The 25,434-nt window shown below is 64.8% G+C and carries 18 protein-coding genes; 7 read left to right on the plus strand and 11 right to left on the minus strand.

The window, feature by feature from the left end; translation table 11 throughout:
* Positions 1-85: 85 nt before the first annotated feature.
* From WDS16_RS24340 to trmB, 3 genes are read right to left on the minus strand one after another with little or no spacing between them, the layout of a single operon-like run.
* Positions 86-3,367 carry an MMPL family transporter gene (locus tag WDS16_RS24340; RefSeq protein ID WP_338888391.1) on the minus strand — a complete coding sequence of 1,094 codons (3,282 nt, stop codon included), beginning with the start codon at positions 3,365-3,367 and terminating at the stop codon, positions 86-88.
* On the minus strand, positions 3,367-4,071 hold the full coding sequence (locus WDS16_RS24345) for an NYN domain-containing protein (RefSeq protein ID WP_338888393.1): 705 nt from the start codon (positions 4,069-4,071) through the stop codon (positions 3,367-3,369). Before WDS16_RS24345 ends, WDS16_RS24340 begins: the two co-directional genes overlap by 1 nt.
* Entirely contained in the window at positions 4,068-4,850 is a 783-nt protein-coding gene (gene trmB, locus WDS16_RS24350) for a tRNA (guanosine(46)-N7)-methyltransferase TrmB (RefSeq protein ID WP_338888395.1), read from the minus strand. The genes WDS16_RS24345 and trmB overlap by 4 nt, the downstream gene beginning before the upstream one ends.
* Before the next feature lie 190 nt (positions 4,851-5,040).
* Here trmB and WDS16_RS24355 point away from each other — a divergent pair, with 190 nt between their 5' ends.
* The 4 genes from WDS16_RS24355 (at position 5,041) to WDS16_RS24370 (ending at position 10,129) form a co-directional block, all read left to right on the plus strand.
* Complete coding sequence (locus WDS16_RS24355; protein WP_338888396.1) at positions 5,041-6,060, plus strand: hypothetical protein; 1,020 nt, start codon at positions 5,041-5,043, stop codon at positions 6,058-6,060.
* The gene (locus WDS16_RS24360; RefSeq protein WP_338888398.1) at positions 6,057-7,544 is read left to right on the plus strand and encodes a hypothetical protein; all 1,488 of its coding nucleotides are present in this window, start codon (positions 6,057-6,059) and stop codon (positions 7,542-7,544) included. Before WDS16_RS24355 ends, WDS16_RS24360 begins: the two co-directional genes overlap by 4 nt.
* Before the next feature lie 30 nt (positions 7,545-7,574).
* The gene (locus WDS16_RS24365) at positions 7,575-7,970 is read left to right on the plus strand and encodes a DUF6802 family protein (protein ID WP_338893603.1); all 396 of its coding nucleotides are present in this window, start codon (positions 7,575-7,577) and stop codon (positions 7,968-7,970) included.
* Between the two features lie 326 nt (positions 7,971-8,296).
* Complete coding sequence (locus WDS16_RS24370) at positions 8,297-10,129, plus strand: phosphoenolpyruvate carboxykinase (GTP) (protein WP_338888400.1); 1,833 nt, start codon at positions 8,297-8,299, stop codon at positions 10,127-10,129.
* Positions 10,130-10,216: 87 nt separating this feature from the next.
* On the opposite strand, the gene WDS16_RS24375 is transcribed toward WDS16_RS24370, so the two are convergent.
* The 3 genes from WDS16_RS24375 to WDS16_RS24385 all read right to left on the minus strand — a co-directional run bounded on the left by WDS16_RS24375 (position 10,217) and on the right by WDS16_RS24385 (position 13,467).
* Positions 10,217-11,665 (minus strand): aldehyde dehydrogenase, encoded by a 1,449-nt coding sequence (locus tag WDS16_RS24375; RefSeq protein ID WP_338888402.1) that lies wholly within the window; start codon positions 11,663-11,665, stop codon positions 10,217-10,219.
* Between the two features lie 64 nt (positions 11,666-11,729).
* The gene (locus tag WDS16_RS24380; protein ID WP_338888404.1) at positions 11,730-12,626 is read right to left on the minus strand and encodes an ROK family protein; all 897 of its coding nucleotides are present in this window, start codon (positions 12,624-12,626) and stop codon (positions 11,730-11,732) included.
* A gap of 43 nt (positions 12,627-12,669) precedes the next feature.
* Positions 12,670-13,467, minus strand: coding sequence for a class I SAM-dependent methyltransferase (locus tag WDS16_RS24385; protein WP_338888406.1), 798 nt, complete (start codon positions 13,465-13,467; stop codon positions 12,670-12,672).
* 106 nt (positions 13,468-13,573) lie between these two features.
* Between WDS16_RS24385 and WDS16_RS24390 the strand changes: the two genes are divergently transcribed.
* A complete protein-coding gene (locus WDS16_RS24390; protein WP_338893604.1) occupies positions 13,574-14,776 on the plus strand; it encodes a glycosyltransferase family 4 protein in 1,203 nt (400 codons plus the stop codon).
* Here WDS16_RS24390 and WDS16_RS24395 read toward each other — a convergent pair.
* On the minus strand, positions 14,723-16,420 hold the full coding sequence (locus WDS16_RS24395; protein ID WP_338888408.1) for a hypothetical protein: 1,698 nt from the start codon (positions 16,418-16,420) through the stop codon (positions 14,723-14,725). The two genes, WDS16_RS24390 and WDS16_RS24395, sit on opposite strands and share 54 nt — an antisense overlap.
* A 25-nt stretch (positions 16,421-16,445) precedes the next feature.
* On the opposite strand from WDS16_RS24395, the gene WDS16_RS24400 reads away from it, so the two are divergent.
* On the plus strand, positions 16,446-17,624 hold the full coding sequence (locus WDS16_RS24400) for a polysaccharide biosynthesis protein (protein ID WP_338888410.1): 1,179 nt from the start codon (positions 16,446-16,448) through the stop codon (positions 17,622-17,624).
* An 80-nt stretch (positions 17,625-17,704) separates the two neighbouring features.
* Here WDS16_RS24400 and WDS16_RS24405 read toward each other — a convergent pair whose 3' ends face one another.
* Positions 17,705-18,838, minus strand: a complete 1,134-nt coding sequence (locus WDS16_RS24405; protein ID WP_338888412.1) for a DUF3068 domain-containing protein — start codon at positions 18,836-18,838, stop codon at positions 17,705-17,707.
* A 198-nt stretch (positions 18,839-19,036) separates the two neighbouring features.
* Between WDS16_RS24405 and WDS16_RS24410 the strand changes: the two genes are divergently transcribed.
* Positions 19,037-20,209, plus strand: coding sequence for an acyltransferase (locus tag WDS16_RS24410; protein WP_338888414.1), 1,173 nt, complete (start codon positions 19,037-19,039; stop codon positions 20,207-20,209).
* Here the strand turns inward: WDS16_RS24410 and WDS16_RS24415 are convergent.
* From WDS16_RS24415 to WDS16_RS24425, 3 genes are all read right to left on the minus strand, one after another.
* Positions 20,191-24,633, minus strand: a complete 4,443-nt coding sequence (locus tag WDS16_RS24415) for an alpha-(1->3)-arabinofuranosyltransferase (RefSeq protein ID WP_338888415.1) — start codon at positions 24,631-24,633, stop codon at positions 20,191-20,193. The genes WDS16_RS24410 and WDS16_RS24415 overlap by 19 nt on opposite strands.
* Positions 24,614-24,784: a DUF2613 domain-containing protein gene (locus WDS16_RS24420; RefSeq protein WP_082897675.1), complete on the minus strand. Its 171-nt coding sequence runs from the start codon at positions 24,782-24,784 to the stop codon at positions 24,614-24,616. The genes WDS16_RS24415 and WDS16_RS24420 overlap by 20 nt, the downstream gene beginning before the upstream one ends.
* A 100-nt stretch (positions 24,785-24,884) precedes the next feature.
* Positions 24,885-25,352, minus strand: coding sequence for a universal stress protein (locus tag WDS16_RS24425; protein WP_338888420.1), 468 nt, complete (start codon positions 25,350-25,352; stop codon positions 24,885-24,887).
* Positions 25,353-25,434: the final 82 nt, after the last annotated feature.

Here is a 25,434-nt window from a genome sequence, read left to right on the forward strand (position 1 = left end):
CATCGAACCAAGATCCGTCGTCGAGGTTCGCGCATCGGAACCCTACCGGAGGGTGTTGCGGCCGCCGACCGACCAGCGCGTCGATCTACTGTCGTCGCTCCCGCGCAAGCAATTCGCTGACGCTCAGTGCTTGTCGACCGTCACCGCCGCGGTGCTTGCCGCTGTCGTTGTCGGCCGTGGCGTCTGCATCGTCGGGTTCGGCGGCTCGACGGGATGGTTGCGGAGCGGTCGAATCCGGTGTTGCACCACCCGATCGTGATCGGTTCGGCGCGTCCTCGGGCGTCGGGTTGCGAGGCGCATTCCGCGTCGAGATGTCGTAGCGGGCACGGGGTGTGCTCGGAAGTCGTTCTTGTTCATGCCCGCTCGACCCATGTCCGTTTGCAGTGGGGCTGTCCGGTCTCACTCGTGGATCGTTGCCACCGTTCGCGCTACCGGCACTTTGCGAGTATCCGCGAATGCCCCCGGGCCTTGGACTGCTGTTCGAGCCAGCGGTGTCCGGCGTGGGTCTGCTGGCACTGCGGTCGGGGCCGCCGGGAGCTGAGCCGGTGCCGTAGGGCTGACGGCCGTTGGTGGCCGAACTGTTGCTGCCCGACCCGTTGACGGTGGGCGAGTAGTGCCCGTTCCGTGCCGATGTTCCGCTCGAGACAGGACTGTCGCTATCGGAACCCTTGGGCACCTCCGGGCCCTGTACTTCTGAACGCTGTGTTACTGAACGCTGGGGCTCGGATTGGGGCTTGTCGGATGGTGCTCGGAGATCTGCGAGCCAGCTCTCGATGGACCTCGGATCCGGCACGGGCGTGCGATGACCGTTCGACCGCGCGGGCTCGCGAGCAGGGGACTGCGCCGGTGCCGGGGGCGCCTGCGGAGCCGGTCGTGCCGGTGGGGTCGTTTCTGCCTGTGGGGTCGACACCCCATGTGGGGTGGACACTGCGGGCGGAACCTGGGGCTCACGTGTGGCAGGCTGCTGCGACCGCCACGCCGGCTCCGCCTGCTGGTCGACGATCGGGGCGCGCGCGGGCCTACCCGTTGCCGACCGACGCTCGTCTTCCTTGGCCACGTGAGTGGCGCGAATCGGCCCCGAACCTACCGGTGCGACGACCGGAATAGGTTCGGTGAGTGGCTCACTCGGGCGCGCCGCCGGCCGTATCGGCGGTGCGACGGTGGTACGTGCAACCCCGCCTACGGTTGCGAGCTCCGGGACGTCTGCCGGCATGAGCTCGTCCTCGAGGATCGTCTCGCCGAGGCCGAGCTTCTGCTGGATACGCTTCATCCACGCAGGTGCCCACCAGCAGTCGTCGCCGAGCAGTTTCATGGTCGCAGGCACGAGGAACATCCGGATCAAGGTGGCGTCGATGATGAGTGCGGCGATCATGCCGTAGGCGATGTACTTCATCATCACCAGATCCGAGAACGCGAATGCTCCGGTCACAACGATCAAAATGAGTGCCGCAGCGGTGATGATGCGCCCGGTATGCGAGGTACCGACGCGGATGGCTTCGCTGGTACTCGCGCCTTTCTCTCGGGCTTCCACCATGCGCGAGAGCAGGAACACTTCGTAATCGGTGGACAACCCGAACACAATCGAGATGATCAGCACCAGAACCGGAGCCATGATCGGACCGGGCGTGAAGTTCATGAAACTGGCGCCGTTGCCGTCGATGAATATCCACGTCAAGATGCCCATCGTCGCACCGAGGCCGAGCGTCGTCATGAGGACGGCCTTGATCGGCAACACCAACGATCCGAAGGTCAAGAACATCAGGAGCGTCACGATGAACACGACGAGAATCGCCATCAGCGGAAGGTTGTCGATCAATGCCGCGATCGAGTCCTGCTCGATGACGGGCGTACCGGTGATCATGACCGTCGCGCCCTCGGGGACGTCGATACTGCGCAGATAGTCGATGGCCGGTGTCGAGTCGTTCCGGTCGACCAGTCCGGCCTTGAAAACGATGATTCCGTCTTTGCTGGCGCCCGTCGGCGAGAACTTCTCGATGAGCCCGGGCGCCTGGTTCAGTTGGCTGGTGATCGCAGCCAGATTCGCGCCCTGAGCGTTCTCGATGACCGCCTTGATCGGCTCGGTGCGCTGACCGGGGAACAAGGTGTCGAACTCGGTCTGTGCCTGCCGGGTGACGTTGTCCGGCGGCAGGTAGGTCTCGTTGATTCCACCGAACTTGATGTTGCCCACGGGCAATGTCAGCAGTACCAAGCCGAGGACGATGGGGATGGTGACCTTGAGTGGGTTGCGCATGACCCACCTGGTCAACTTGCCCCACATGCCGTTCTCGATTTCCTCGGACGACTTGGTCTTGCGCATGAACTTGAGCCCGAGGGCATCGACGCGAGGTCCGAGGATTGCCAGCATCGCGGGCAGGATCGTGATCGCTGTCAGTGCGGCCAGCGCCACCGTCGCGATGGATCCATAGGCTACGGATTTCAGAAATCCCTGAGGGAAGAGCAGCAGACCGCCCAGGCTGGCGACGATCATCGTCGCCGAGAACACAACGGTTCGACCGGCCGTCATGACCGACCTGCGCACCGCCTGCTGCGTCGAGTACCCGTCACCGAGTTCCTCGCGGAACCTCGAGACGATGAAGAGCCCGTAGTCGATTGCCAAGCCGAGCCCGACGAGCGAAACGACCGGTGCCACGAAGCTGTTGACTTCGGTGAAGTTGGTGAAGACCTTGACGATTCCGTTGGCGCCTACGACAGTCAGGCCACCGACGATCAACGGGAGCGCGGCCGCGACCACACCGCCGAAGATGAAGAACAGCAGGATTGCGACGGCCGGAATGGCCAGCAGTTCCATGCGCTGAATGTCGCCGGCCATCGTCGACTGCAGGGCTCCTGCGACAGCCTGCAGACCGGTCACCTGCACGTCGACACCATCGATGTAGAAGACGTCCTTGACGGCCTGGAAGTTGTTGGTCAGCTCGGTGTCGTTGGCACCCACGATGGCGATGCTGGCGATGGCGTGCGTACGGTCCACCGTCGCCAGTGCGGGTGCACTGACCACGCCGTCGACCTTGAAGTAGGTGCCGTTGATCTTCTCGATCTGATCGGGGTTGTCGGAGACGAGTGAATTGAGACTGTCGGTGACCTTGGCGTTGAACTCGGGATCGTCGACCGTCTCACCCTCGGGTGCGGTGTACAGGACGATCACGTCGCCCTGTTTGTCACGCCCGAACGCCTGGTCGGCCAGACGCGCAGCCTCCACCGACTCGGAACCGGGGTCGTCCCAGCCGCTCTGGCTCAGATGGTCGCTGAGGTCGAGTCCGTACGCCGCGAAGCCCAGAAGGCCGGCCACCATTACTCCGATGACCGTGAACCGCAAGCGGTAGACGAGATCTCCCCATCTGGCGAACACTACGAAACTCCTTGGCGCCCGACGAGCAGGGCGGACAGTGGGCGGAACGGCTGCAACCATGCGCCCTCGTCCGGCAGTGAATCCAGACTGACCCGCGGCAAAGGTTCACGGAAGACGCCGGGGATGTCCTCCAGATCGAGGAACGTCAGCGTCTCCGACGTGACTGCCCAGCTCGCATGCTCTCGAAATCCGAGCACGTGAACGGGCACGCCGGTTGCAGCAATGCTTTCCAGCGGCTCGCGGAACGCCTGACCGTCCGCGGACGCGACCATGACGCCTGCAAGCCCGCCACCGTGATTGCGCAGTTCGATGTGGTCGAGCATGTCGGCGTCGACGTCACTGTCCTCGTCGACCTTCGGTTTCGCGAATACCGCGAAGCCCACGTTACGCAAGGCCTCTACCCACGGTCGAACTACATCGGCGCTACCTGGGGCGATGTTGGTGAAGACCGTCGCCTCGGGTTCGAGTGTCGACGACTCCGTAACCGAGAGTTCAGCGGTGCGTTGAAGCAACCATCGGCCCAGCGCATCGAATCGGGGGCGATACGCAGCCGTCGGTCGACCCCCCAGGATCGCGCCGAGGCCCATGTCGAGATTCGGTGCGTCCCAGACCAGTAGCACGCGCTTGGTGTGACGAGAATCACCCGTGTCGATGTGAGGAAGGGGCGCAACCGTGGCCTCGGGTAGCTCTTCGTTGAAGCTCATCGTGGACTCTTTCCCCATACGAGCTCCGTCACCGAGCTGCCTACAAGTTGGGCTTTGCCCTCGAACTTGGTGACGGGCCGCTCGTGTGTCATCGGAGATTTCCAGTCGAGAACGGTCAATCCGGGCTCAGCGTTCCCTGCTTCGGCAATCCACTCTGCGTATTCCGCGTGGTCGGTGGCCACGTGCAGAACCCCGCCGGGTGCGAGTCGATCTGCGATCATCGCGAACGTCGGTCCCTGCAGCAGTCTGCGCTTGTGGTGACGCACCTTCGGCCACGGGTCCGGAAAGAACACGCGGACGCCCGTCAGGGACTCGGAGGTCAGCATGTTCTCCAGTACATCCATCGCGTCGCCGCGCAGCAAGCGGATGTTGTCGATACCTTCGCGCTCGATCTGCTGCAACGTCTGCGCGAGACCGGGCCGATAGACCTCGACGGCCATCAGATTGACGTGCGGCTCGGCCTTGGCCATCGACGTCGTGGCCGTGCCGGTACCGGATCCGATCTCCAGAACGGTCGGCGCCGTCCGGCCGAACCAGGCGTCGACGTCGATACGGTCGTCGGCGACGTCGCGCCCGATGCGGGGCCACAGAGAGTCCCACGTCTGTTGCTGGGCATCGGTCAGCGCGCCTCGCCTCGACCGGAAGCTGGTCACGCGCGGGTAGAGCCGCGAGCCTCGATCGGCGCCCTGCTCAGGCTCGGCGCCCTGCTCAGGCTCGACGCCTTGGGCGTCGTCAGGTGCCGAATCGAGGTGTTGGGTGCTGCTCCGTGCGTCGTTCACTCACCCATTGTCGCGCATCGGGCGAGTGTGTGACAGGTGGGTCTCGAGTTGAAGTTGAGACTTCTGATGTCTACGCAGGCCAGCTGCCTTCTCTCCGGCCTTCTGTCGGTCATCTGTGCCAGAATTGCGCAGCGCGACGGGTGGGGACCGGTCGAAAAGGATCTACAACGATCTAGGGGTGGGGAATCGCGTGAACGACGAGGCGAACAATGGCGTGTCTTCGGCGATCGTTCGGGGGCTAGCGGAGCACGGCACCGCTCTCGGACGCGCAATCGGCGATGCTGCGGACCGGTGTTTCTCGGCGGTTCGAGTGCAGGTGTCCGGACGCACGGGAGTAGGGAAGTCCTCGGTACGGACGGTGCTCACCGCGCATCACGACCTACGGATCGACGGCGTCGACATCGTGGAAGCCGCATCGATCGATGTTCCATGGTCTCCGGATCCCGTCCTCGACGGTGATGTGTTGGTTCACGTGTTGGCCAGCGGAGCTCATCAAGCGGACATCGATGCCGTGGCGCCGGCAACCGAAGTCGTGTTCGTACTCGCCAAAGCAGACACGATCGATCACCTCGACACAGTGATCGAGAGACTGTCGGCCGTGGTCGGCGCACCGGTGTATCCGCTCATGGCGACCATCGCAGCGAGCGTCATGCGGGGGCTCCCGTCCTCGTTCGGGTTGCTGCGACCGGCCGCGAATGCCGTCACCACGGATATGTTGCTGACGCCCGAACGCTTCGTCAGAGCAACACTTCAGATGCCGAGGCAGGCGCGAGTGGAACTCCTCGAACAGGTCGAGACCTGCGGAGTGCGAATCGCGGTCGACACGCTCACGGTCAATCCCGATACCGATGATGCAACGCTGCGGCTGCTGCTGGCAGAGAGAAGTGGGGTCGACGCTGTCGCTCGAGCGGTGCGCCGGGCTGTCGACACTGTCCGTATCGATCGCCAGGGGAAATTGCTGCACCGGCTCACCGAACTCGTTGCCCAGCATCCCGACGCGACCGAGCTCGAGCGCTACCTGGGCTCCGACGAGGCTGTCGTCGCGATGATGCGCTCGGCGCTACGCGCGCTCGGCGAGCCGGAAGAAAAGCTCCCCACCCTCAGCACAGCCCAGCACTGGCAGAGCCGATGGCAGAGCACCGACGAGCCGGCTCGAGCACGGGCTGCCCTCGCTGTCACCCGGGGATACCTGCGAATGCGCGAGCGATGATCGACCTCCCCAATGACATGGACAGCGTCGTCAAGCGGTGGTTTCCACCAGGCGTGGATTCCATCGCGTCCGCCCGGGAGGCCGACCCGGTTGGCGTGTTCATCGCCGGGACGAGTGGTTCGGGAGTGTCGTCGATCGAAGCCGAACTCGACCTACTGCCAGGTTCGCGGCTCGAACGCGCCCCCGACGTGGCGTCGGCAGCGGTGGTGCTGTTCGTGCTCGACGCGTCCGCACCTCTCGGGCGGCGAGCGCTGACCGATCTTGCATCGGCGCTCGAATCCACGACGACCGGACTGCTCGTCAACAAGATCGACGTACACCGGGACTGGCGGGATGTGCAGCGGGCCGTGGCAGCGTCCATCGCCGAGTACGTCCCCCGTGCGGTCGATGCGTCCTTCTGGCCGACGTCGGCCACACTCGCGGAGCGCGCTCGTATCGCGGTCGACCCGAGGATGCGCTCGACGTTGTACGAGGAGTCCGGGATCGTCGATGTCCACGGATTCGTCGAGAGCGCCCTCACACAACACCGAGATGTGTTGCGTGAGCGTAAGTACAACGCCGCTGTTCGGGACGCTGCCGCCGGTGCCAGACAGGAAATCCTCGCCAAGGCGCGGGCGGTGACCAGCGTCTCGAACACTGCGGGACTGCGTGCCGAACGCGCACGCCTCGTCGATGTTCGAGACAGGACGCGCGCGGAACGCTCCGCCGCACTGCGCAGCAGAATGCAACTCGCACGCTCCGAGACCATTCATGACATCAACGACGCGACCCGCGGATACGCAGTGTCGGCGAGGGGAGCGATCGAGTCCGCAGGGCGGGCGGGACTGCGGCATCTGCACGTCGAGCTGGCCGATCAGCTCGCACTGGTGGCTTCGAGCGTAGATTCCCGACTAATCGAACGACTGCGTGCTGTCGACATCGAACTCGCGCTGTCAGCGGAACCTCCACCTTCGGGGGCTCTGATCGTCGACCGCGCGGAGCCCACAGTCCGCAGCCGAGGTGTCGAGGACAAGATGATGATCCTTGTCGGCGCTTCGGCTGGTGTGGGGCTGGGGCGCATCGTCATGTCACCGCTGTCGGTGGTTCCGGCACTCGACATCGCTGTGATACCGGTGTCCTTGGTCCTCGGCGCCGTGAGTGCGTGGTGGCTGGTCCGATCTCGAACACTCGTCGCCGACCGAGCGCATCTGCGGACCTGGGTCGCCGATGTGTCCGCCTCGGCACGATCGGGACTCGAACAAGGGGCTCTGGCTCGGATTCTCGCGACCGAGACGGCGTTCTCCGCTGCCACCCACGAGACCTCGCGCTCGGTCGCGCTCTCGGCGGACACAGAATTGGAGCGCGTCGAGTCCGAACTGCGAGCGGCGGCCGAGCGTCGGGCTGCCGTCCTGGCTGGGTGCGACCGCGACCTGGCGACTCTTGATCGTGGCATCGAGCGATTCGGCGGCCCCATCCGCAGCGCCTATCAGCCGTCGGAGAGGTAGCTGCGTCGGCGGGCATGTAACCCGGTGAGCATGGAACCGGAGGCGCTGTCCGTGCGTCTGACCAAGAAGGTGGCAGTTCTGTCGGGTGGCTGGACGATCGGAGTGCGGATGATGGATCTCGGCGACGTGTTTTCTAGCGATGTGTTTTCTGATGAGGGTCATGCGCATGCAGACGATGGGGAGTCGTTGGGGAGCGCCGTGGACTCGGTCGAGATGTTCGACGTCGACGGAGACGGATACGAGGAAACGCGAACGAGCTACACCGAGGCGGGAATGACGGTCGCCAGAGACCGCGACGCCGATGGTGTGATGGATACGTTCACCACCGTCGGACGTGGTGGGCATTACGAGACATGGGAGATTTTTCGGGCTGCCGATGGCACGTCGAGGTGGGAGCAGGCTTCGTCCGGGGACGTATTCGAGTGAGCTGGAGCACCCAGTACGTAATGTCCTGACAAGGAATTCGCGCTGCTCGGGGCCTGTGGGAGCCTACTTGCGGGTAGCTGAATCGTTCTTGTGACCTATCGGACAACACCCAGATTCCGGATTGAGAACTTCCAGCGTTAACCTAAGGCCAGGACACCCGGCGCCCTGTCCTCGGATTGACGTAACCGTCTATGATGCGGTATACGCAGATCGAGTGATCGGGCAGCTCCCCACCGAGAGGGGATGATCGGATCTGCTCCAACCGCTGTTCTGCCCCCCAGTGGTTGGATGTCGTTTCTGGTTCCGGCCCACCCCAGGAGAGTTAGATGACCTCAGCGACCATTCCCGGTTTGAACGGCACTGACGCCGCACCTCCCACCCAGCACAAGGAACTCCTTGCATGGGTGCAGCAGGTAGCAGAACTCACCGAGCCGGAACGTGTGGTTTTCGCTGACGGCTCCGACGAAGAGTGGGAGCGTCTGACCACCCAGTTGGTGGATGCTGGCACCTTCACCCGCCTCAACGACGAGAAGAAGCCCAACTCGTTCCTCGGCAACTCGGACCCGTCGGACGTCGCTCGTGTCGAGTCGCGGACCTACATCTGTTCCAAGCGCGAGATCGACGCCGGACCGACCAACAACTGGATGGACCCGTCGGAGATGCGCAGTCTCATGACGGAGCTGTACCGCGGCTGCATGCGCGGACGCACCATGTACGTCGTCCCGTTCTGCATGGGCCCGCTCGGCGCCGAGGATCCGAAGCTAGGCGTCGAAATCACCGACTCCGAGTACGTCGTCGTGTCCATGCGCGTGATGACGCGCATGGGTGCCGCTGTGCTCGACAAGCTCGGCGAAGACGGATTCTTCGTGAAGGCATTGCATTCGCTCGGCGCTCCCCTCGCCGAAGGCCAGGACGACGTGCCGTGGCCGTGCAACGACACCAAATACATCACGCACTACCCCGAGGATCGCGAGATCTGGAGCTTCGGCTCGGGCTACGGCGGCAACGCCCTGCTCGGCAAGAAGTGCTACTCGCTGCGTATCGCGTCGGCGATGGCGCACGACGAGGGCTGGCTCGCCGAGCACATGCTGATCCTCAAGCTGATCTCGCCGGAGGACAAGGCGTACTACATCGCTGCGGCGTTCCCGTCGGCCTGTGGCAAGACCAACCTGGCGATGATTCAGCCGACCATCCCAGGATGGCGCGCCGAGACCATCGGTGACGACATTGCCTGGATGCGTTTCGGTGAGGACGGGCGCCTGTATGCCGTCAACCCCGAGTTCGGTTTCTTCGGAGTCGCACCCGGTACCAACTGGGACTCGAACCCCAACGCGATGAAGACCATCGATCAGGGCAACTCGGTGTTCACCAACGTCGGTCTGACCGACGACGGTGACGTGTGGTGGGAGGGCCTGGAAGGTACTCCCGATCACCTGATCGACTGGAAGGGCAACGACTGGACACCCGAGTCGGGTACCGATGCAGCGCATCCGAACTCGCGCTACTGCGTGCCGATGGCTCAGTGCCCGTCGATGGCGGCCGAGTGGGACGACCCGAAGGGTGTGCCGATTTCGGCGATCCTGTTCGGTGGACGCCGCAAGACGACCGTCCCGCTGGTCACCGAGGCACGCGACTGGCAGCACGGCGTGTTCATGGGCGCTACCGTCGGTTCCGAGCAGACTGCAGCAGCAGAGGGCACGGTCGGTACCATCCGCCGCGACCCGATGGCGATGCTGCCGTTCCTCGGCTACAACGTCGGTGACTACTTCCAGCACTGGATCGACCTCGGCAAGAATGCAGACGATTCGAAGCTGCCGAAGGTGTTCTACGTCAACTGGTTCCGTCGCGGCGACGACAAGCGCTTCCTGTGGCCCGGATTCGGCGAGAACTCACGCGTCCTGAAGTGGATCGTGGAGCGCATCGAGCACAAGGCTGCAGGCGTCGAAACGCCCATCGGTGTCGTTCCGACGGCGGATGCACTCGACATCTCCGGACTCGACACCACGGTCGAGGATGTCGCAGAAGCACTCGCGGTGAACGTCGACGAGTGGAAGGCCGAGATCCCGCTGATCGAGGAGTGGTTCGAGTTCGTCGGCGAGAAGCTCCCCACCGGCATCAAGGATGAGTTCGACGCGCTGAAGCAGCGTTTGGGCGCGTAAGCGCTACCAGTACTGACGCCGCCGCCCGATCGATTTGGGCGGCGGCGTCAGTGTTGTCAAGGGCTTTCGTGGAGCTGACGAGCTGGATCAGCTCACATACCCCGGAGGCATGAGGACCGACTTGAGCTCGCAGTAGGCGTCGAGACCTTCGGGGCCGCTTTCGCGTCCGATGCCGGAGTTCTTGTACCCGCCGAACGGTGAACTCGGATCGAAGGCGTACCAGTTGATCGCATAGGTCCCCGTGCGGATCTGCGCGGCTACTTCGAGTCCGTGATCGATGTTCGTGGTCCAGACGGAACCGGCGAGGCCGTAGTCGGAATCGTTGGCAATCTTGATGGCCTCGTCTTCCGAGTCGTACGGTATGACGGCCAGTACCGGTCCGAAGATTTCCTCGCGAGCAATGGTCATCGAGTTGTCGACGTCGGCGAAGATAGTCGGCTCCACGTACCACCCAGTGTCCAGGCCTTCCGGCCGTCCGCCGCCGAGGATGACGCGCGCACCTTCGGCCTTGCCCTTCGCGATGTAGCCTTCGACGCGCGTGCGCTGCTTCTCTGAGATCAACGGACCCAGCTGCGTGGCAGGATCCTTCGGGTCGCCGACCTTCATCCAGCCGGCACCCGCGACCATGGCGTCGAGAATCTCGTCGTACCGTGACCGTGGCGCGAGGATTCTCGTCTGCGCGACGCATGCCTGCCCGCTGTTCATCAGACCCGAGATCAACAGCATCGGCATGGTCGAGGGGATGTCCATGTCCTCGAGCAGGATGGCTGCAGACTTTCCTCCCAGTTCGAGGGAGCAACGCTTGAGCTGCTGAGCCGCGATGGTTCCGATCGATCGTCCGACTGCGGTGCTTCCCGTGAACGTCACCTTGTCGACGAGAGGGTGCGAGACCAGGTATTCGCCGGTCTCGGCGCCGCCGGGGAGAACCGACAGGACGCCTTCGGGGACGCCTGCTTCGGTGAAGATGTCGGCAAGCAGGTTCGCGCCGAGCGGTGTCTCCGGTGCGGGCTTGAGTAGTACCGAGCAGCCGGCGAGCAGAGCAGGTGCGAGTTTGTTGACGGCAAGGAACAGTGGGACGTTCCAGGCGATGACGGCGGCGACGACGCCGACGGGTTCGCGAGTGACCGTGGTCTGGCCGAATGCGCCGACCCGGGTCTCCTTCCATGGAAACGTGCCGGCGAGCTCGGTGTAGTAGTTGAGTACCGCGAGCGCGGGAGTCTGCTGGAGCATCCCCACCATCGAATAGGGGGCGCCCATCTCGTCGGAGATCACCGCGGTCAACTCTGCGCTACGCGCTTCGATCAATCCGGCAGCGCGGGCGAGAACTTGTGCTCGTTCGGCGGGAGTGGTGCGGGCCCATGGACCCGAGTCGAAGGCCGCACGCGCTGCGGTCGCAGCGGCGTCGATGTCGGCCGGAGCGGCGACCGGGGTACTGCCGACCCGCTCTTCCGTGGCGGGGGAGAAGACCTCCAGGGTCTCCTCGGTCGACGGCGTTGACCAGTGGCCGCCGATGAACAACTTGTCGAAGTCCGTCATGGAACGAGACTAGAACACGTTCCAGAAATTGGGAAGGAGTTTCATGCGGACCGGCCACCGCAACCTACGGTGGTGAAGCCGCACCCACGGCGAGGATGGCCGCCCCGGTGAGGGTTCCGACAGCCCCGAGCTTCGCCGGGACGATCTCGAGGCCATCGAGGAATCGAAGGCGCGCATGGAGAGCCGCGGACTCCTGGATCGGATCCCACAGCGGCGGCCCGGCCTGCGCGAATCCTCCCCCGATGACGACGAGATTCACGTCGACGAGTGCGGCGGCCGACGCGATGGCCTGCCCGAGCGCAACGCCTGCCCGCTGCAGCGTGGTGATCGCCACGACGTCACCCTCCCTCGCGGAGAGCGCCAGTTCGGCACCGGTGCTACCGGTCCAACCCTGTTCCTGTGCCCAGCGGACGGCAGAGGGGCCGCTGGACACGGTCTCGACGCAGCCGAGTCCGCCACACGTACATGGCGTCGTCGAACCGGGTACGACGATGTGGCCGATGTGGCCGGCGTTGCCGCTTCGACCGCCCACGATCTCGCCGCCCAACACGAGTCCGCCGCCGATCCCAGTCGAAACAACCAAGCTCAGGACGTCGTCGACGCCGACTGCAGCACCGAACTTGTGCTCTCCGAGCGCGGCGCATCCACCGTCCATGGCCACGCTGATCGAAGCGTCGGGAAAGAGCTTGCCGACGGCACCGTTCAGGTCGAAGCCGTCCTTCCACTCCGGGATGTTGATCGGCGCGACTACCCCTGCGGTGGTGTCGACCGGGCCTGCGCAGGCAATGCCGACGCCCTGTATGTCGGTGCCGACTGCTACTGCGCCGAGCAGTTCCGAGCACGCTTTCCACACTCCGCGCTCAGGCGTCGGGACGGTCAGGGGTTCCCCGGGCCTGCCGTCGTCGCCGACGACGGCCGCGGTCATCTTGGTTCCCCCGATATCCAGTGCCAGCGCTGTCATCGTTCCAACGTACCCGGGAGTGGAGCCTGTGGAATGGGCTGTGTCAGTGGGCGCGGAAGACCAGTACGAGGTTGCTTGCGAGGAGTTCGCGGAGTACTGGGATTCTGATGATCCACCATGCCCAGCGCGGGTGGTATCGCGGGAATGCGGCGAGCAGTTCTCCGTTGGGAGTGTTTCGTGCCCAACGTAATCCGTCACCGGCGCCGATATCGAAGAGGGATTCGCCGAATCGGTTCTTGGGTTCGTGGCCGTGGGTGCGGGTGTATCGCTTGGCCGCGTACTCGCCGCCCAGATAGTGCCAGGGGCGTGTTTCGTGGCCACCGAACGGGCCCCACCACAGCGTGTAGGACAACACCATCATTCCGCCGGGGCGGGTGACTCGGAGCATCTCCTCGGCCATGACCCATGGCTCGCGGACGTGCTCGGCGACGTTGGAGGAGAAGCAGACGTCGACGCTGTCGTCTCGGAACGGAAGCGCCATCCCCGAACCGCGCACACTTCCATGGACCGACAGGCCTGCGGCGTGCATTTCCGAGGCATCGGGTTCGACGGGGACGTAGCGTGCGCCGCTGTCGTGGAATACCTCGGCGAAGTAACCCGGCCCACCGCCGACGTCGAGCACGACGCGGCCCTGCAGTTCCTCGCCCGTCAGGCCCCGGAAGAGGTCGCCGATGAGTTCGACGGAATCGCGGGCGAGGGCGCCGTAGAAGATGTCGGGCGCGGACTGTTCGTGGCCGAAGTCGCGTAGCAGGCTGACGGATCTGCGCAGCGTGGCGCGCCTACCGAATAGCTTGGTGACGGCGGAGCTGCCGCCAGTAGAGCCATTCCACGCTAGTCGCACGAGGAAGAAGAGTAGGCGAGCGGTACATGTCGGAGCGCCGTGGGGCCGGATGAACCGCTAGGGTGTCTCGAAGTTCATGTTCATTGCTGTGATGGGGGACGAAAGCGTGCGCGAGGTGCTGTTGCTCTGCTGGCGCGATACCGGCCACCCTCAAGGCGGTGGAAGCGAACGCTATCTGGAGCAGGTCGGTGCTGGCCTGGCCGCCCGTGGCGTGAAGGTAACTCTGCGCACGGCGTCGTATCCGGGAGCGCCTGCCGAAGAAGTCGTCGACGGTATTCGCATCAGTCGGGCCGGCGGGCGGCTGAGTGTCTATCCGCGAGCTTTGGCTGCGATCGCCGCGGGGCGCCTCGGCTTCGGGTCTCTCCGTGGAATTCGTCCGGATGCGGTCGTCGACACCCAGAACGGCATCCCGTTCTTCTCGCGCCTCGTTGCGGGCGCGCCGGTGACCCTCCTCGTACACCATTGTCACCGCGAGCAGTGGCCCGTCGCGGGGCCGCTGATGGCGAAGCTCGGGTGGTGGCTCGAGAGCACTGTCTCTCCGCGAGTGCATCGTCGTAGCCAGTATTTGACGGTGTCGTTGCCGTCGGCGGACGAGCTGGTCGCGTTGGGGGTCGATCGGGAACGAGTTGCCGTGGTACGGAACGGTGCCGACGCCATACCGACGGCTTCCGTCGTGGATCGCAGGACTCCGCATCCCTCGTTGTCGGTCCTGTCGAGGTTGGTTCCGCACAAGCAGATCGAGGATGCGCTGGCGGCTGTCGCATCGCTTCGCTTCGTGGTGCCCGGCCTACACCTGGACATCATCGGTGGCGGTTGGTGGGAGGACAATCTGCGAGAGCGTGTCGAGATGCTCGGCATCGCCAGCGCCGTGACTTTTCACGGCCACGTCGACGAGGCTCGCAAGCACGAATTGCTCGGCCGCTCCTGGGTGCACGTGATGCCGTCCCGTAAAGAGGGGTGGGGACTCGCCGTCGTCGAGGCCGCACAGCACGGGGTGCCCACGGTCGGCTATCGCAGTTCGAAAGGCTTGACCGACTCCATCATCGACGGCGTGACGGGTGTTCTGGTGGGCTCGGAGGCCGCGGATCGTGATGTCGAAGCGCTGACCGATGCAGTGGCGGAGCTGTTGCTCGACGACGACATGCGTGCCGATCTCGGCGAGAAGGCGCGGGTTCGATCGCGTGAGTTCTCGTGGGACCAAACCGCCCACGGTGTGCAACGAGTCCTGGCGGCATCGGTCGCGGGAACGCACGTCTCAGGGCTTGTATCGCCGAGGGAATATCGCCCAGCCCAGCCCGCCCACCAATAGCGCGATCCACAGAAGGTGCGCCGCGCCGACGGCCAGATTGTTCGTCGGTTCGCTGCCCTGGATGTCGCCGGGTACACGATAGAGCGCGAGTTCGTCGTCGACGTACGCGACGGACAGTTGATGCAACGATGTGTCCGACGCGCCCAGCTCGCCCGGTGTCGTGCGTTCGAGCAGTACCCAACCGACGCTGAGATCTGCCAGTTCCGTGGCACTTCCGCCTGCCATCAGAACCTGCTCGACGGCTTCTGCCCGTGTCCCCTCACCCCGAACGGAACCGCCTGCGACGACGAGTTCTCCGGTCTGAAGAACGTCGAGCGGCAGCATTCGCGGAGATGGGTCCAGTACCGGGGATGCGCCGCTGTACGGGAAGATTCGAAACATCCCGGCAGGGAGAACTGCGACGTCCCCGTCGGCATCCTCCAGTTCGGCTGCGACGGCCGACCACGAACTTGGATATTGGACGGGCTTCAACTGGCCGCCGACGCCCCAGATCAAGTCTGGGAGTGCAATGACCACGGCGAGGGCCGCCGCGACTGCCGGGAGCCAGCGGTTGCGCAGCCGCGCACCTGCCCACGCGACGCCTGCAGCCGCGGCGAGGGCGTAGAACGGCATCGCCAGGGCAACCCACTTCTGGGCGTCGCGAAGAAGCCCAGCGCCGGGAACGTCGACCGCGGCCCATTCGCCGAGAGCGAGTCCTGGGCCGGTGGCGGCGAGTGCAGGTCCTGCGATCGCGACGGCTGCGAGAAGCGCCGTGCCTTTGATGATCGGGTTGCGTCGTCGTCGCCACAGCGGCGCGAGCCCGAGTGCGACGACAGCAAGGAGCAGTGCGGTCCCGAAGGCCGCGAACACGGTTGTCCGAGTGGCGGGGACCGCGTCGGAGTTCCAGATCCCGCCGAGCCCAGCGAGGCTGCCGAGCGTCCCCAGACCTGGTTCGGCGCGTGCGGCGAAAGCAGTGACGCCGGCAGGGTCGGTGCCGGTCGCACCGCTTCCCGACACGGCGGTCGCGACGAGCCACGGTGACGAGGCGGCCAAGATCAACCCGATGAGCGCGTAGTCACGTAGGACGAAAGCTCTGCGCGCACGGAGGGCAATGCCGCACATCAGGGCGGTGATCGCGGCCAGAATAGCGCCGGTCGGCGTGATCCCTGCTGCTGCGAGACACACTGCGAGCCAACCCCATCGGCCGGTGCGTCGTAGCGTCACCGAGGCGACCACAGTCCACGGAAGAGCTGCGTAACCGACGAGCAGACTCCAATGCCCCTGCAAGAGACGCTCGGCCACATACGGGTTCCAGATGGCGACCGTCGACGCAACCAGCGGAGCAGGTGTGCCGGCCGTCGGGAGCAGCGTGCGCGAGATCTGTGCAGCTCCCCAGCCCGCCAACCACAACGCAAGGAGCAGAATCGCTTTGACGACGACACCACCGTCGAACACCGTCGACAGTGCAGCGATCAGCGCATCCTGTGGTACCGCCCGCGCTGCAGCGTCGGTGGTCCCCAATGCCGAATCCGTGAAGTAGGACCGAGGGGTACTGACGGCGTCGCGCAGCAGAAGATACCCGGGACCGAGCAGTGGGCCGAGGACGAGAATCGACAACATCAGGCTGTACAAGGGCGCCGCCCACCCGGACCTCGACGACGCCATGATCGGCACCCTATACCGTGGGCGCATGCCGACTCGCGCCGTCTCCGTCTCTGCCGTGGCCGGGATGACCATGGTGACGATCGGATCCATGACGGCCAACATCGCGTCGTACCTGTTGCACCTGCCGGCAAGTCGGATCCTGGGCGTCGAGCGCTACGGCGAGTTCGCGAGTCTCCTCGCGGCCCAGCTGGTACTGGCGGTGCCTGCATTGGCATTGCAATCGGTCGTCGCACGTGAGCTCGTGCGTGGGCGCAGTCGTCGCGCGCTGCGCGCTCTCGGTTACCGGTGTGCGGCGGTGGTTGCCGTGCTCGCGGTGCTGGTGTCGCCGGTGGCGGCATTCGCACTCGACACGAGCGTGCTGGCGACGATGTCGGCCCTCGTCGTAGCCCCTCTTCTGGTGCTGCTCGCGACGGAACAAGGGCTGTTGCAGGGAGCGGGTCGGTTCGGTCGTTTGAGCGTCGTGCTCGCGTCGGCAGGCTTCGGCAAAGTGGTTCCGGCCGTGTTGGTGCTCTTCCTCGGCGGTGGACCAGGAATTGTCCTGGCGGCGAGTGCGGTCGGCACCGGAGTGGTCGCAGCGGGTGCGCGGGTACTCGATCGAGGCGCAACTGTCGGTACAGGAGATGTCCGCATAGGCGTCGGAACCGTACTGAGGGCGTCGCAAGTACAGCTGGTCCTGATTCTGCTCTCCTCGGTCGACTTGATCCTCGCGCGCGCCGGGCTGAGCGAGGGCGATGCCGGGATCTACGCGCTCGGTGCCGTGGCCACCAAGGCCGCATTCTGGCTGCCGCAGGCTGTCGGGGTTGTGCTCTACCCGCGAATGGCGAATCCCGATCACTCTGCGGGCGCCTTGCGTTCGGCGCTGGCGGTCGTCGCAGCTATCGGCGCGGCACTCGTCCTCGGTGCTGCGGTGGCCTCGGGTCTGGTCACGGTGCTAGCCGGACAGGACTACGCGGCCGTGCAGAGCTACCTGTGGATCTTCGCTATGCAGGGCGCGTGCCTCGCCGTGCTGCAGGGTGCGCTGCTGTGGGCTATCGCAGGCGAACGGACGATGCTCGCACTCGTCGCGTGGCTCGGCTTGGCAGTCGAGGTCGCGCTGCTGACGCTGGTGGCGTCGACGCTGGAGCAGTTCGTCGTCATTGCGGTATCGGTAGCTGCCGCGACCACCGCAGTGGTGTGCGTGGTGGCGTTGACGGATCGCCGGTAGCCACGCAGCCCGCTGCGTGCACCCCCCGATACACGAATGGCGCGACCCCGTAGGGCCGCGCCATTCGTCGACCGTTCGGGCTATTCCTTGGAGAGGTTCGTCCTTGGGATGACTTCGGTTTGATCCGTCGTCCAGTCGCGATCGCGGGGCTCGGCCGGTGCTGCACCGCCGCCGTCGTTCGTCGGACGCGTTCCGCTGGTGCGTGCGGGATGGCGGGGTCCGCCGGTGCCGCCGCGAAGTCCGAGAAGCACACCGGCGATCAATGCGATGACACCGAGGATGCCGGCGATGATCGGGATCGTGCGTCCGAACAGCGAGATCTTGTCCTGGCCGTCCTTGGCCTGCTGGATCTGGTACTCGACGGTGTTCTCGTCGAACGTGATCGGCGCTTTCAGTACATCGACCTCGGCCTCGCCTGCGGTGCGCGAGTAGTACTGGTGGATCTGCTCCTCGCCCTTGACGACCACACCGGTTTCGGGTTCGACCCACACCGTGCGGTTGTTCTCGTACCAGCGAGTCATCGTGACGGGAGTGTCGCCGCCCTCGACTCCCCAGGTAGCAGCCGGAAGAGTCACCTTGTTGGTCGGGAGGTTGACGACACCGGACAGGTCGACCGGGCCGACCGTCTGCTCGTACTTGTAGACCTTCGTACCGTTGATCTCGGTCTCTTCGACGAAGTCGATGTCCTTCGAAGCGCGGGCGTTGACGTCGAAGTACGGGTACGACTTCTGCTCGGAGTTGAACGGGAACTTGTACTGGAGTCCGGTGTGCGGAACTTCCTCGGCGGGCTTGTCGCCCTGAACCTGGATGGTGCCGACGGGATTCTCGACGGGCATCGACGTGACGCGGTCGATGGTCACCCGGTCGACGCTTGCGGTGAGAAGTCCGCTGTCACCCTGCTTGTCGCTGCGGCGAAGTGTTTGTCCGGCCTGAAGAGTGATCTCGTCGGCGTTCGACGGGTCCTCGACGGTGACGAATCGCTGCGACACCATGGGGACGTTCTGGTCGACCTGGGCCTGGCCTGATGCGAGGGACGCTGCGTTGAGCACGCTGCCAGTTCCGGTGGACACCGTGGTCACTTCGAGATCCAGCGGTGTCTTCTCGAGGCGGGGCACCGTGTACGTCGGGATGAGAATCGCTGCCACCAGCAGGAATGCGCCCAAGCCTACAAGTACGAGGGCAAGAATCCGGCTCGGCCCTGAGCGCTCCGCCATGTGAGAATCTCCTTAGTCGTGTTCCTGGCGCCCCACTGCTTCCACCCCCGACAGGTCTGGGCAGTGCAGAGCCCGTTCCTGGAGTGTCCGATTGGTATCGCCACGTCGCAGGTGACAGTAACAGTGATCACGCTTTGTGGTCGCGGGCACGCCCGACGATGGTCAAGTTTCACAGCGGGATGCTTCACTGGATATGCAATGACTACGCCCCCCGAATCGACTGCGCCCACCGAGTCGCTGCCTCGCTCCGTCGTACCTCTCCGTGGGTTCATTCCGTCCCTCGAGGGAATGCGTGCGTTCGCTGCGATCGGTATCATCGTCACCCACGTCGCGTTTCAGACCGGTGCAGCGAGTTCGCCGATCATGGGCCGAATCTGGGGACGTTTCGATCTGACCGTTGCCATCTTCTTTGCGCTGTCCGGCTTTCTGCTGTGGCGGCCTCACGCTGCGCAGGCACGAGGGCAGGGGCATGCCCCACCGGTGACGAGGTATCTCTTCTCCCGCGCCGTCCGCATTCTCCCGGCGTACTGGGTCGTCGTGACGCTCGTTCTTCTCTTCTTGCCGAACGCCGGTAGCAGCTGGCGGGTCTGGGCGTCGAACTTGACGTTGACGCAGGTGTTCGTTCCGCTGACGTTGACCGAGGGCATGACTCAGATGTGGAGCCTGTCGGTCGAGGTGGCGTTCTACTTGATGTTGCCGGTCGTGGGACTGCTGATGGCAGGCCTGCGCGGTGAGGCCGCGCGGTACCGCATTCCAGTCTTGCTGACGGCGTCCATCCTGAGTCTGTCGTGGGCTTTCATACCGATTTCGACGCCTGACGCCATCCACCACGACAATTGGCTGCCGGGTTACATCCCGTGGTTCGCGGCGGGAATGATCCTCGCCGAATACTCGACGAGACAGGAGACGTGGCTCCATCGATTGGCGGCCCGTTCGCGGGTGATCGGTGCGATCGCGGTTGCCGCATTCGTTGCGTCGGTGACGCCGTTAGCGGGGCCGCAGGGTTTGGTCCGGCCGGAACCGTGGCAGTTCGAGGTCAAGATCGCGCTGGGAGCGGTCCTGGCGATGGCGTTGCTGGCTCCATTGGTTCTCGCCGGCGAACATCGTAGACACGCGATCCTCGAACATCCGGTGACGCTGGCGTTGGGCCGATGGTCCTACGGTATCTTCATCTGGCACCTGGTCATTCTCGCGATGGTTTTCCCGGTCTTCGGGGTCATCCCGTTCACCGGTCATTTCCTTCTCATCTTGACGGTGACTGTTGCACTGTCGATTCCGGTCGCAGCCGCAAGCTACGCGCTCGTCGAGGAACCTGCAGGACGAGCGTTGCGCAATCGGTTTCGCGCCACAGGTCATTCACGCGCGGAATGACCTGAAGACGTTCGTAGCGCATTCACTGCTACTGCGACGAGGGCAATCAGCGCAGCCAGTTGGATCAGCGACGAGTGACCGATGTAGCCGTCACTGGCACGCCACGGACCCTTCGACAACATCGCCGTCGCGAGCAGTGTGCCGAGGCCGGCCATGCAGACCATGGTCCTCGCGGCGATAGCGTCGCCGAATCGCCGCTGCAGCGCCAGGAATACGGCGGTGACTGCTGCCGCCGTGAGGATTCCGCCGACGCCTGCGATCACGGTGACGGCGAGTGACAGTAGGCCCCAGCCGAGTGCTCTGCTGCGCCAAGGGGCAGGGGAATCGCCGGTAGGGCTTCGGCTTCGTCGAAACGCGAAGAACGTCAACGGCATCAAGAGGAAGAGGCCGCCGAATATGCCGAGTCGATACCACTTGTCCGACGGATAGTCGAGGCTCACCGTGCCCGATGTCCCTGCCGGGACGATCCACCCTTGCTGCCAGCCGTTCACGACGACGGGTTTCAGCTCGGCACCGTCGGGAGATGTTGCGTGCCAACCGCTGTTGTTGCTTTCAGGTACGACCAGGACTTGATCGCCGTCGTGCTCGGTCACCGTGATTTCCCGGTGATCTGCACCCCATGCGGTGGTGTCCGCGGCTCGTGGCGCCGAGCTGGTTGGACTGACTGCCGGAACGGGCATGGTGCGCAGACGAACTCCATCCACGACGAACGCTGCACCTGGGTCGACGACGATGTCCTGACTGCCCTCCGGTACCGGAATAGGGTTCAGCGTCTCGTTGGGTACAGGGAACGGACCCTCGCAGATCGTGGCCTGCACTGGTGCACCCGAACGTAGCTGCGCCGGTGTCGCGGTCACCGATGCGCGGACGGTCAGGCCCGCGATCGACATGATGGGTCCCACATCGCAGGCGACGGTGATCGGACGATCTTCGTCGAGTGGCGTGCCTACCTCGCGGCCACCGGACAGTACGGTCACCTCGGCTAGACCAGGAGGTTGCGGGACCACGAAGCCGAGCGAGTTCTTGTCGAGTACGTCGTCCCAGTCGGTGATCGACAGCACGATACGGTCGGTCACCTGCGGATACAGGTCGATCGTCGTCGGCTCGTTCGGGTCGACCGCGCGAACCTGAGGCCCCGAACCGAGATCGACTGCCACCGACGTCGGATGCGCAGGTAGAGGGCCGAGGCTGGGGGACAACGTGAGCGCGTCGACGAGGGTCGGCTCCGGGAGGGTGATCGTCAGGGTCGGCTGGGTGCCCGCGCGCTTCTCGATGCTCTTCTCCGGGGCGGTCCACGCGGTGCGATCGTCACCGTCGGTGGCGGAGAACGGCGACCCCGAGAGATCGCCGACGTCGGATGCCCCGGACGCCACCGGGCGCCCGGGCTGAGACAGCAGCGCCTCGAGCTCGGGACTCTGGCGGGTACGAAGTGTCAGCTCGGGCAGCACAGCGGTGCCTTCGGGCACGGACAGGGTGCGCGAGAAGCGCCCCAGTTCCTCTGGGGCAACGGAAAGTCCACTACTGCAGCGGATTCGATCCCCGGTGTCCAGGCATCCGGATCGTCCGGGGAATTCCTGTCCGAGGTCCCACGCCGCCACGCTCGCGCCGGTGGGGACGTCGGGGAGAACCGCTCGGTGGACGATCGATACTTGCTGCGGTGCATCACGATTCGAGTAGTCCTGGACGGACAGCTCGCTGATGCCGAACTGGCTGCCGCTGGTGCCGTCGACGGTGTTCTTTGCGGTGATGCGAACCCATGGCGTCGAACCGCCGGGTAGCGATACCGTCATCAGGTCACCGGGCTCGTCGATGCGGGCGGCGGTACTACCGTTCGGTGTGGTGATCTCCAACCATTTGACTGGGTCGCCGATGGTGCCGGGGCTGGTGCGCAGCTCGAGGAGGCCGCCGGAGACGGGCTTGTCGAAATCGAGCTGAAGCCATTGTCCCACTGCGCTTTCGATTCCATTGCTCACCCAACTGGTGGCAAGATCGCCGTCGACCACTGCGGCGACTCCACTTCCAGGCTTGGTGCCGCCGATCTGCGTCGAGTCCGACGCCGAGCTCGAGGCGGTGATGCGCGCGCCCTCCCACTCTCCGTCGACAGTGTCGGCGCCGTACACCGGATAGTCGGCGACTTCGTTCAGTGATCGACGTGGTTCGTCGGCGGATCTGAGCGCAGAATTGTGGTTGTCGACCTGCCCGAAATCGGTCTCCCTGTTCATCGGAGTGTCGGTAACCGTCACCGAGGGCACCGGAATGCCCGCGGCCTCGGCATCGGAAGCGAGAATCACCGGTCCCTCCGGAACCGGATCAGGTACTCCGTTGCGGCGCTGTTCGTTCGATCGTTGAATCGACTCGGGACCGCCTTGGACAAACGGAACGCGGTCGAGATCGACGGTGTAAGGCCCGGACACGGCTGCCGAAGATTCCACCGCGTAGATTTCGACGGCTGGATACGGCGGGCGAAGATCCCCGTCGACGGTGAAGCCTTGCACGATGCCCGGTGCGATCTCCTCACCGAATTCCGCGACCTTGTTCAGCCCCGGCGACCCGTCGAGGGCTGCGTGTACCTGCGCCGGACGCGTCGATCGTGATGTCTCGGGATCGAGGTCGTTGCGTACGACGACGTAGTGGATCCCCTGTCCGAGAAGGGTATCCGCCAACCCGGCGGATGGCCTACCGTCGGCTATGAGGCGTTGTACGGAGTCGAGTGCTCGGATCGCGCCCGGTGGCGTCAGAGGTACCGAGTCGCGGACGGCCCACGGCGTAGTCGCGAGAGCCTGGAGTGGTTCGTCACGCGTGAGGCCCCACGTCTGCAGCGCGAACGGTGCTCCGGGCACGATGAGCGCGCGTTCGGCGTCGGACCCGTCGGGTGAAATTCCCGACGCATGGTCGGTGAGCCAGTCGGCGGCCTCGTGCCAGTACTCGGGGATGCTCTCGTAGGCACCGCGCGGGGCGAGCTTTCCGGTCCAGGCAAGGGAAGTGGAGAACGTGAGTGCGACGAGCACCAGCCCGGCGAGGGCGACCATCCGATCGCGTTCGGGGTGCGCGATAGCGTGCTTCCATCTGGCGCGAGGCACCGAGCCCGGCAGTGGGACCTTCGCGAGCAAGTGCGCGAGCCCGAGTACAAGCGGAATTCGCACGACCGGTTCGAGTTTGTGGACATTGCGCAGAGGCGCGCCGACGGAATCGAGAAACAGTCGAACCGAGTCTACGACGGGCGAACCGAGTCCGCCGACGTATCCCGCGGTGAGTCCGACGATGCCGACGAACAGCATGATCGTCAGGCGTCCGCGCGCAGGCATCGAGCGCATTGCGAGCCCCGCCACACCTGCTGCGGCGATCACACCCGTCGCAACGACGGCCGCCGGCTGCGTCACCAGGACAGCACCCGCTACTCGTTCAGGAGAGACGAACGGGGTCCAACTGCTGGTGCCGCGGAGAATTTCGGTGAGTGAGGCCCACTGCGTCGTCGTACCGGAAGATTCGATGTAGTCGAGGAACGGCGGGCTGACGGATCCCAGCAGCAACAGCGGGATGATCCACCACAGCGTCGCGAGTAGAAGAAAACCGATCCACCAGCCGCTGAAGACGAACCACCGTCGGTTCGGTCGGTGGCACAGGATCCAGATCACGCCGACGAGGGCGGCTGCCGCCGTCGCAACGGCGTTGACAGCACCCATGAGTGCAACAGCGGCGGCGGATTGGGCTGCGAGCATGCGGACACCCGGTGGGGCTCCGCCCCAGTGGCCTTGGGGGGCTCGGCCCCAGTGGCCTTGGGGGGCTCGGCCCCAGTGGCGCGGATAAGTGCCCCTGGGTCTACTTAACCGTGCCACTGCGGCGGAGCCGCCTGCGGTGGGAGTGGCGGAGGCGCCTGCGGTGGGAGTGGCGGAGCGGCCGGGGGCGAAGGCCCACACGATGGGGATGAGCACCCACGGCGCGAGCATCATCGGCATCGTCTCCGACGAGATCGACGCGAGCGTCGTGACGACGCGAGGTGACAGCGCGAACGCGATCGCAGCGATGATGCGCGAGGTTCTGCTGCCGATGCCGAGTGCCTCGGCGAGCCGGATGATGCCCCAGAAGCCCGCGATCAGCAGCAGCGCCCACCAAAGACGCTGAGTGACCCACGGGGGTACGGACAGCACATCACCGAGCGCGAAGAACGCTCCGTGCGGAAAGAAGTAGCCGTACGCCTGATTCTGAACCTGCCCGAGCGGCGCCTGTGACGTCCACTGGTGCGAGGCACGCGCAAGGAATCCAAGAGGATTCTGCGTCAGATCGTATTTGGTATCCGCGACGGTATAGCCGGGAACCTGCAGAAACGAGAGGAGAACAGCAAGGGTAGAGACGCCGAGAAGCCACCTACGACCGAGTGGTTCGGAAGAGATCGAGTCGGAAGCGTCAGCGACTGCCGTACTCAACCTGGTTCAGCAGCGAAGAATCAGCATTGCCGGAGCGATCGATCTCGGGACGAGTGTTGTCCGACGCCGCCGCAGTCACTCCGAACACAACTCCGGCGCCGAGTACCGCACCGACTACCGCAGCAACAACTCCCGGGACAGCGAACTTCATCTCTCGATCTCCACTTTCGTCGACGGGCGCGAGGCGTCGATATCCCCCGTGCGCGGATCACGCTATCACCCGTGACGCTTGTCGCCGGGTACACGCGCTGCTATTTGCCTGGCGGAACAATCAGCACGGGCCGATGGCTGTGCCGAAGCACATGGTCGGCGACCGAACTCTGAAGCAGCGAACGTAGTCCTGTGGTCCCTCGGGTGCCGGTGACGATGATGTCGACGTCGAGATCATCTGCCTTTTCGACGATGGCACTCCAAATTGCCGTCGTGCATTCGGCGCAGTGCCCTTCGACCCGCAAACCCGCCTCTTCGGCGAGCCTGACGCCTTCGTCGTTGGTCACCTTGGCGTCAGTGAACGCAACATCCTCCGCTTCGTCGTCGGGAATCCACTCCGGCGCCATGACGCCCGACAGTCCGGACATTCGGGCTGCTTGGCGAACCATGGGCTCCCAGGCGGTCACGACGACGGCCCGCGTCGTGGTGAGGAATCGGCCTGCGTACTCGATGGCGCGTTTGGCATTGTCGGAGCCGTCATAGGCGATGAGAATCAAGTCTGCAGGCATCGTGTGTCCCTCCTGATGTCGCTTTTGTCCAATGCTATCGCGGGAGGACGGCGAATCGCGTGGCTACCGGGTACTCGGCTAC

It is taken from the genome of Rhodococcus sovatensis, from assembly GCF_037327425.1.
GTDB classification, from domain to species: Bacteria; Actinomycetota; Actinomycetes; order Mycobacteriales; family Mycobacteriaceae; genus Rhodococcoides; species Rhodococcoides sovatense.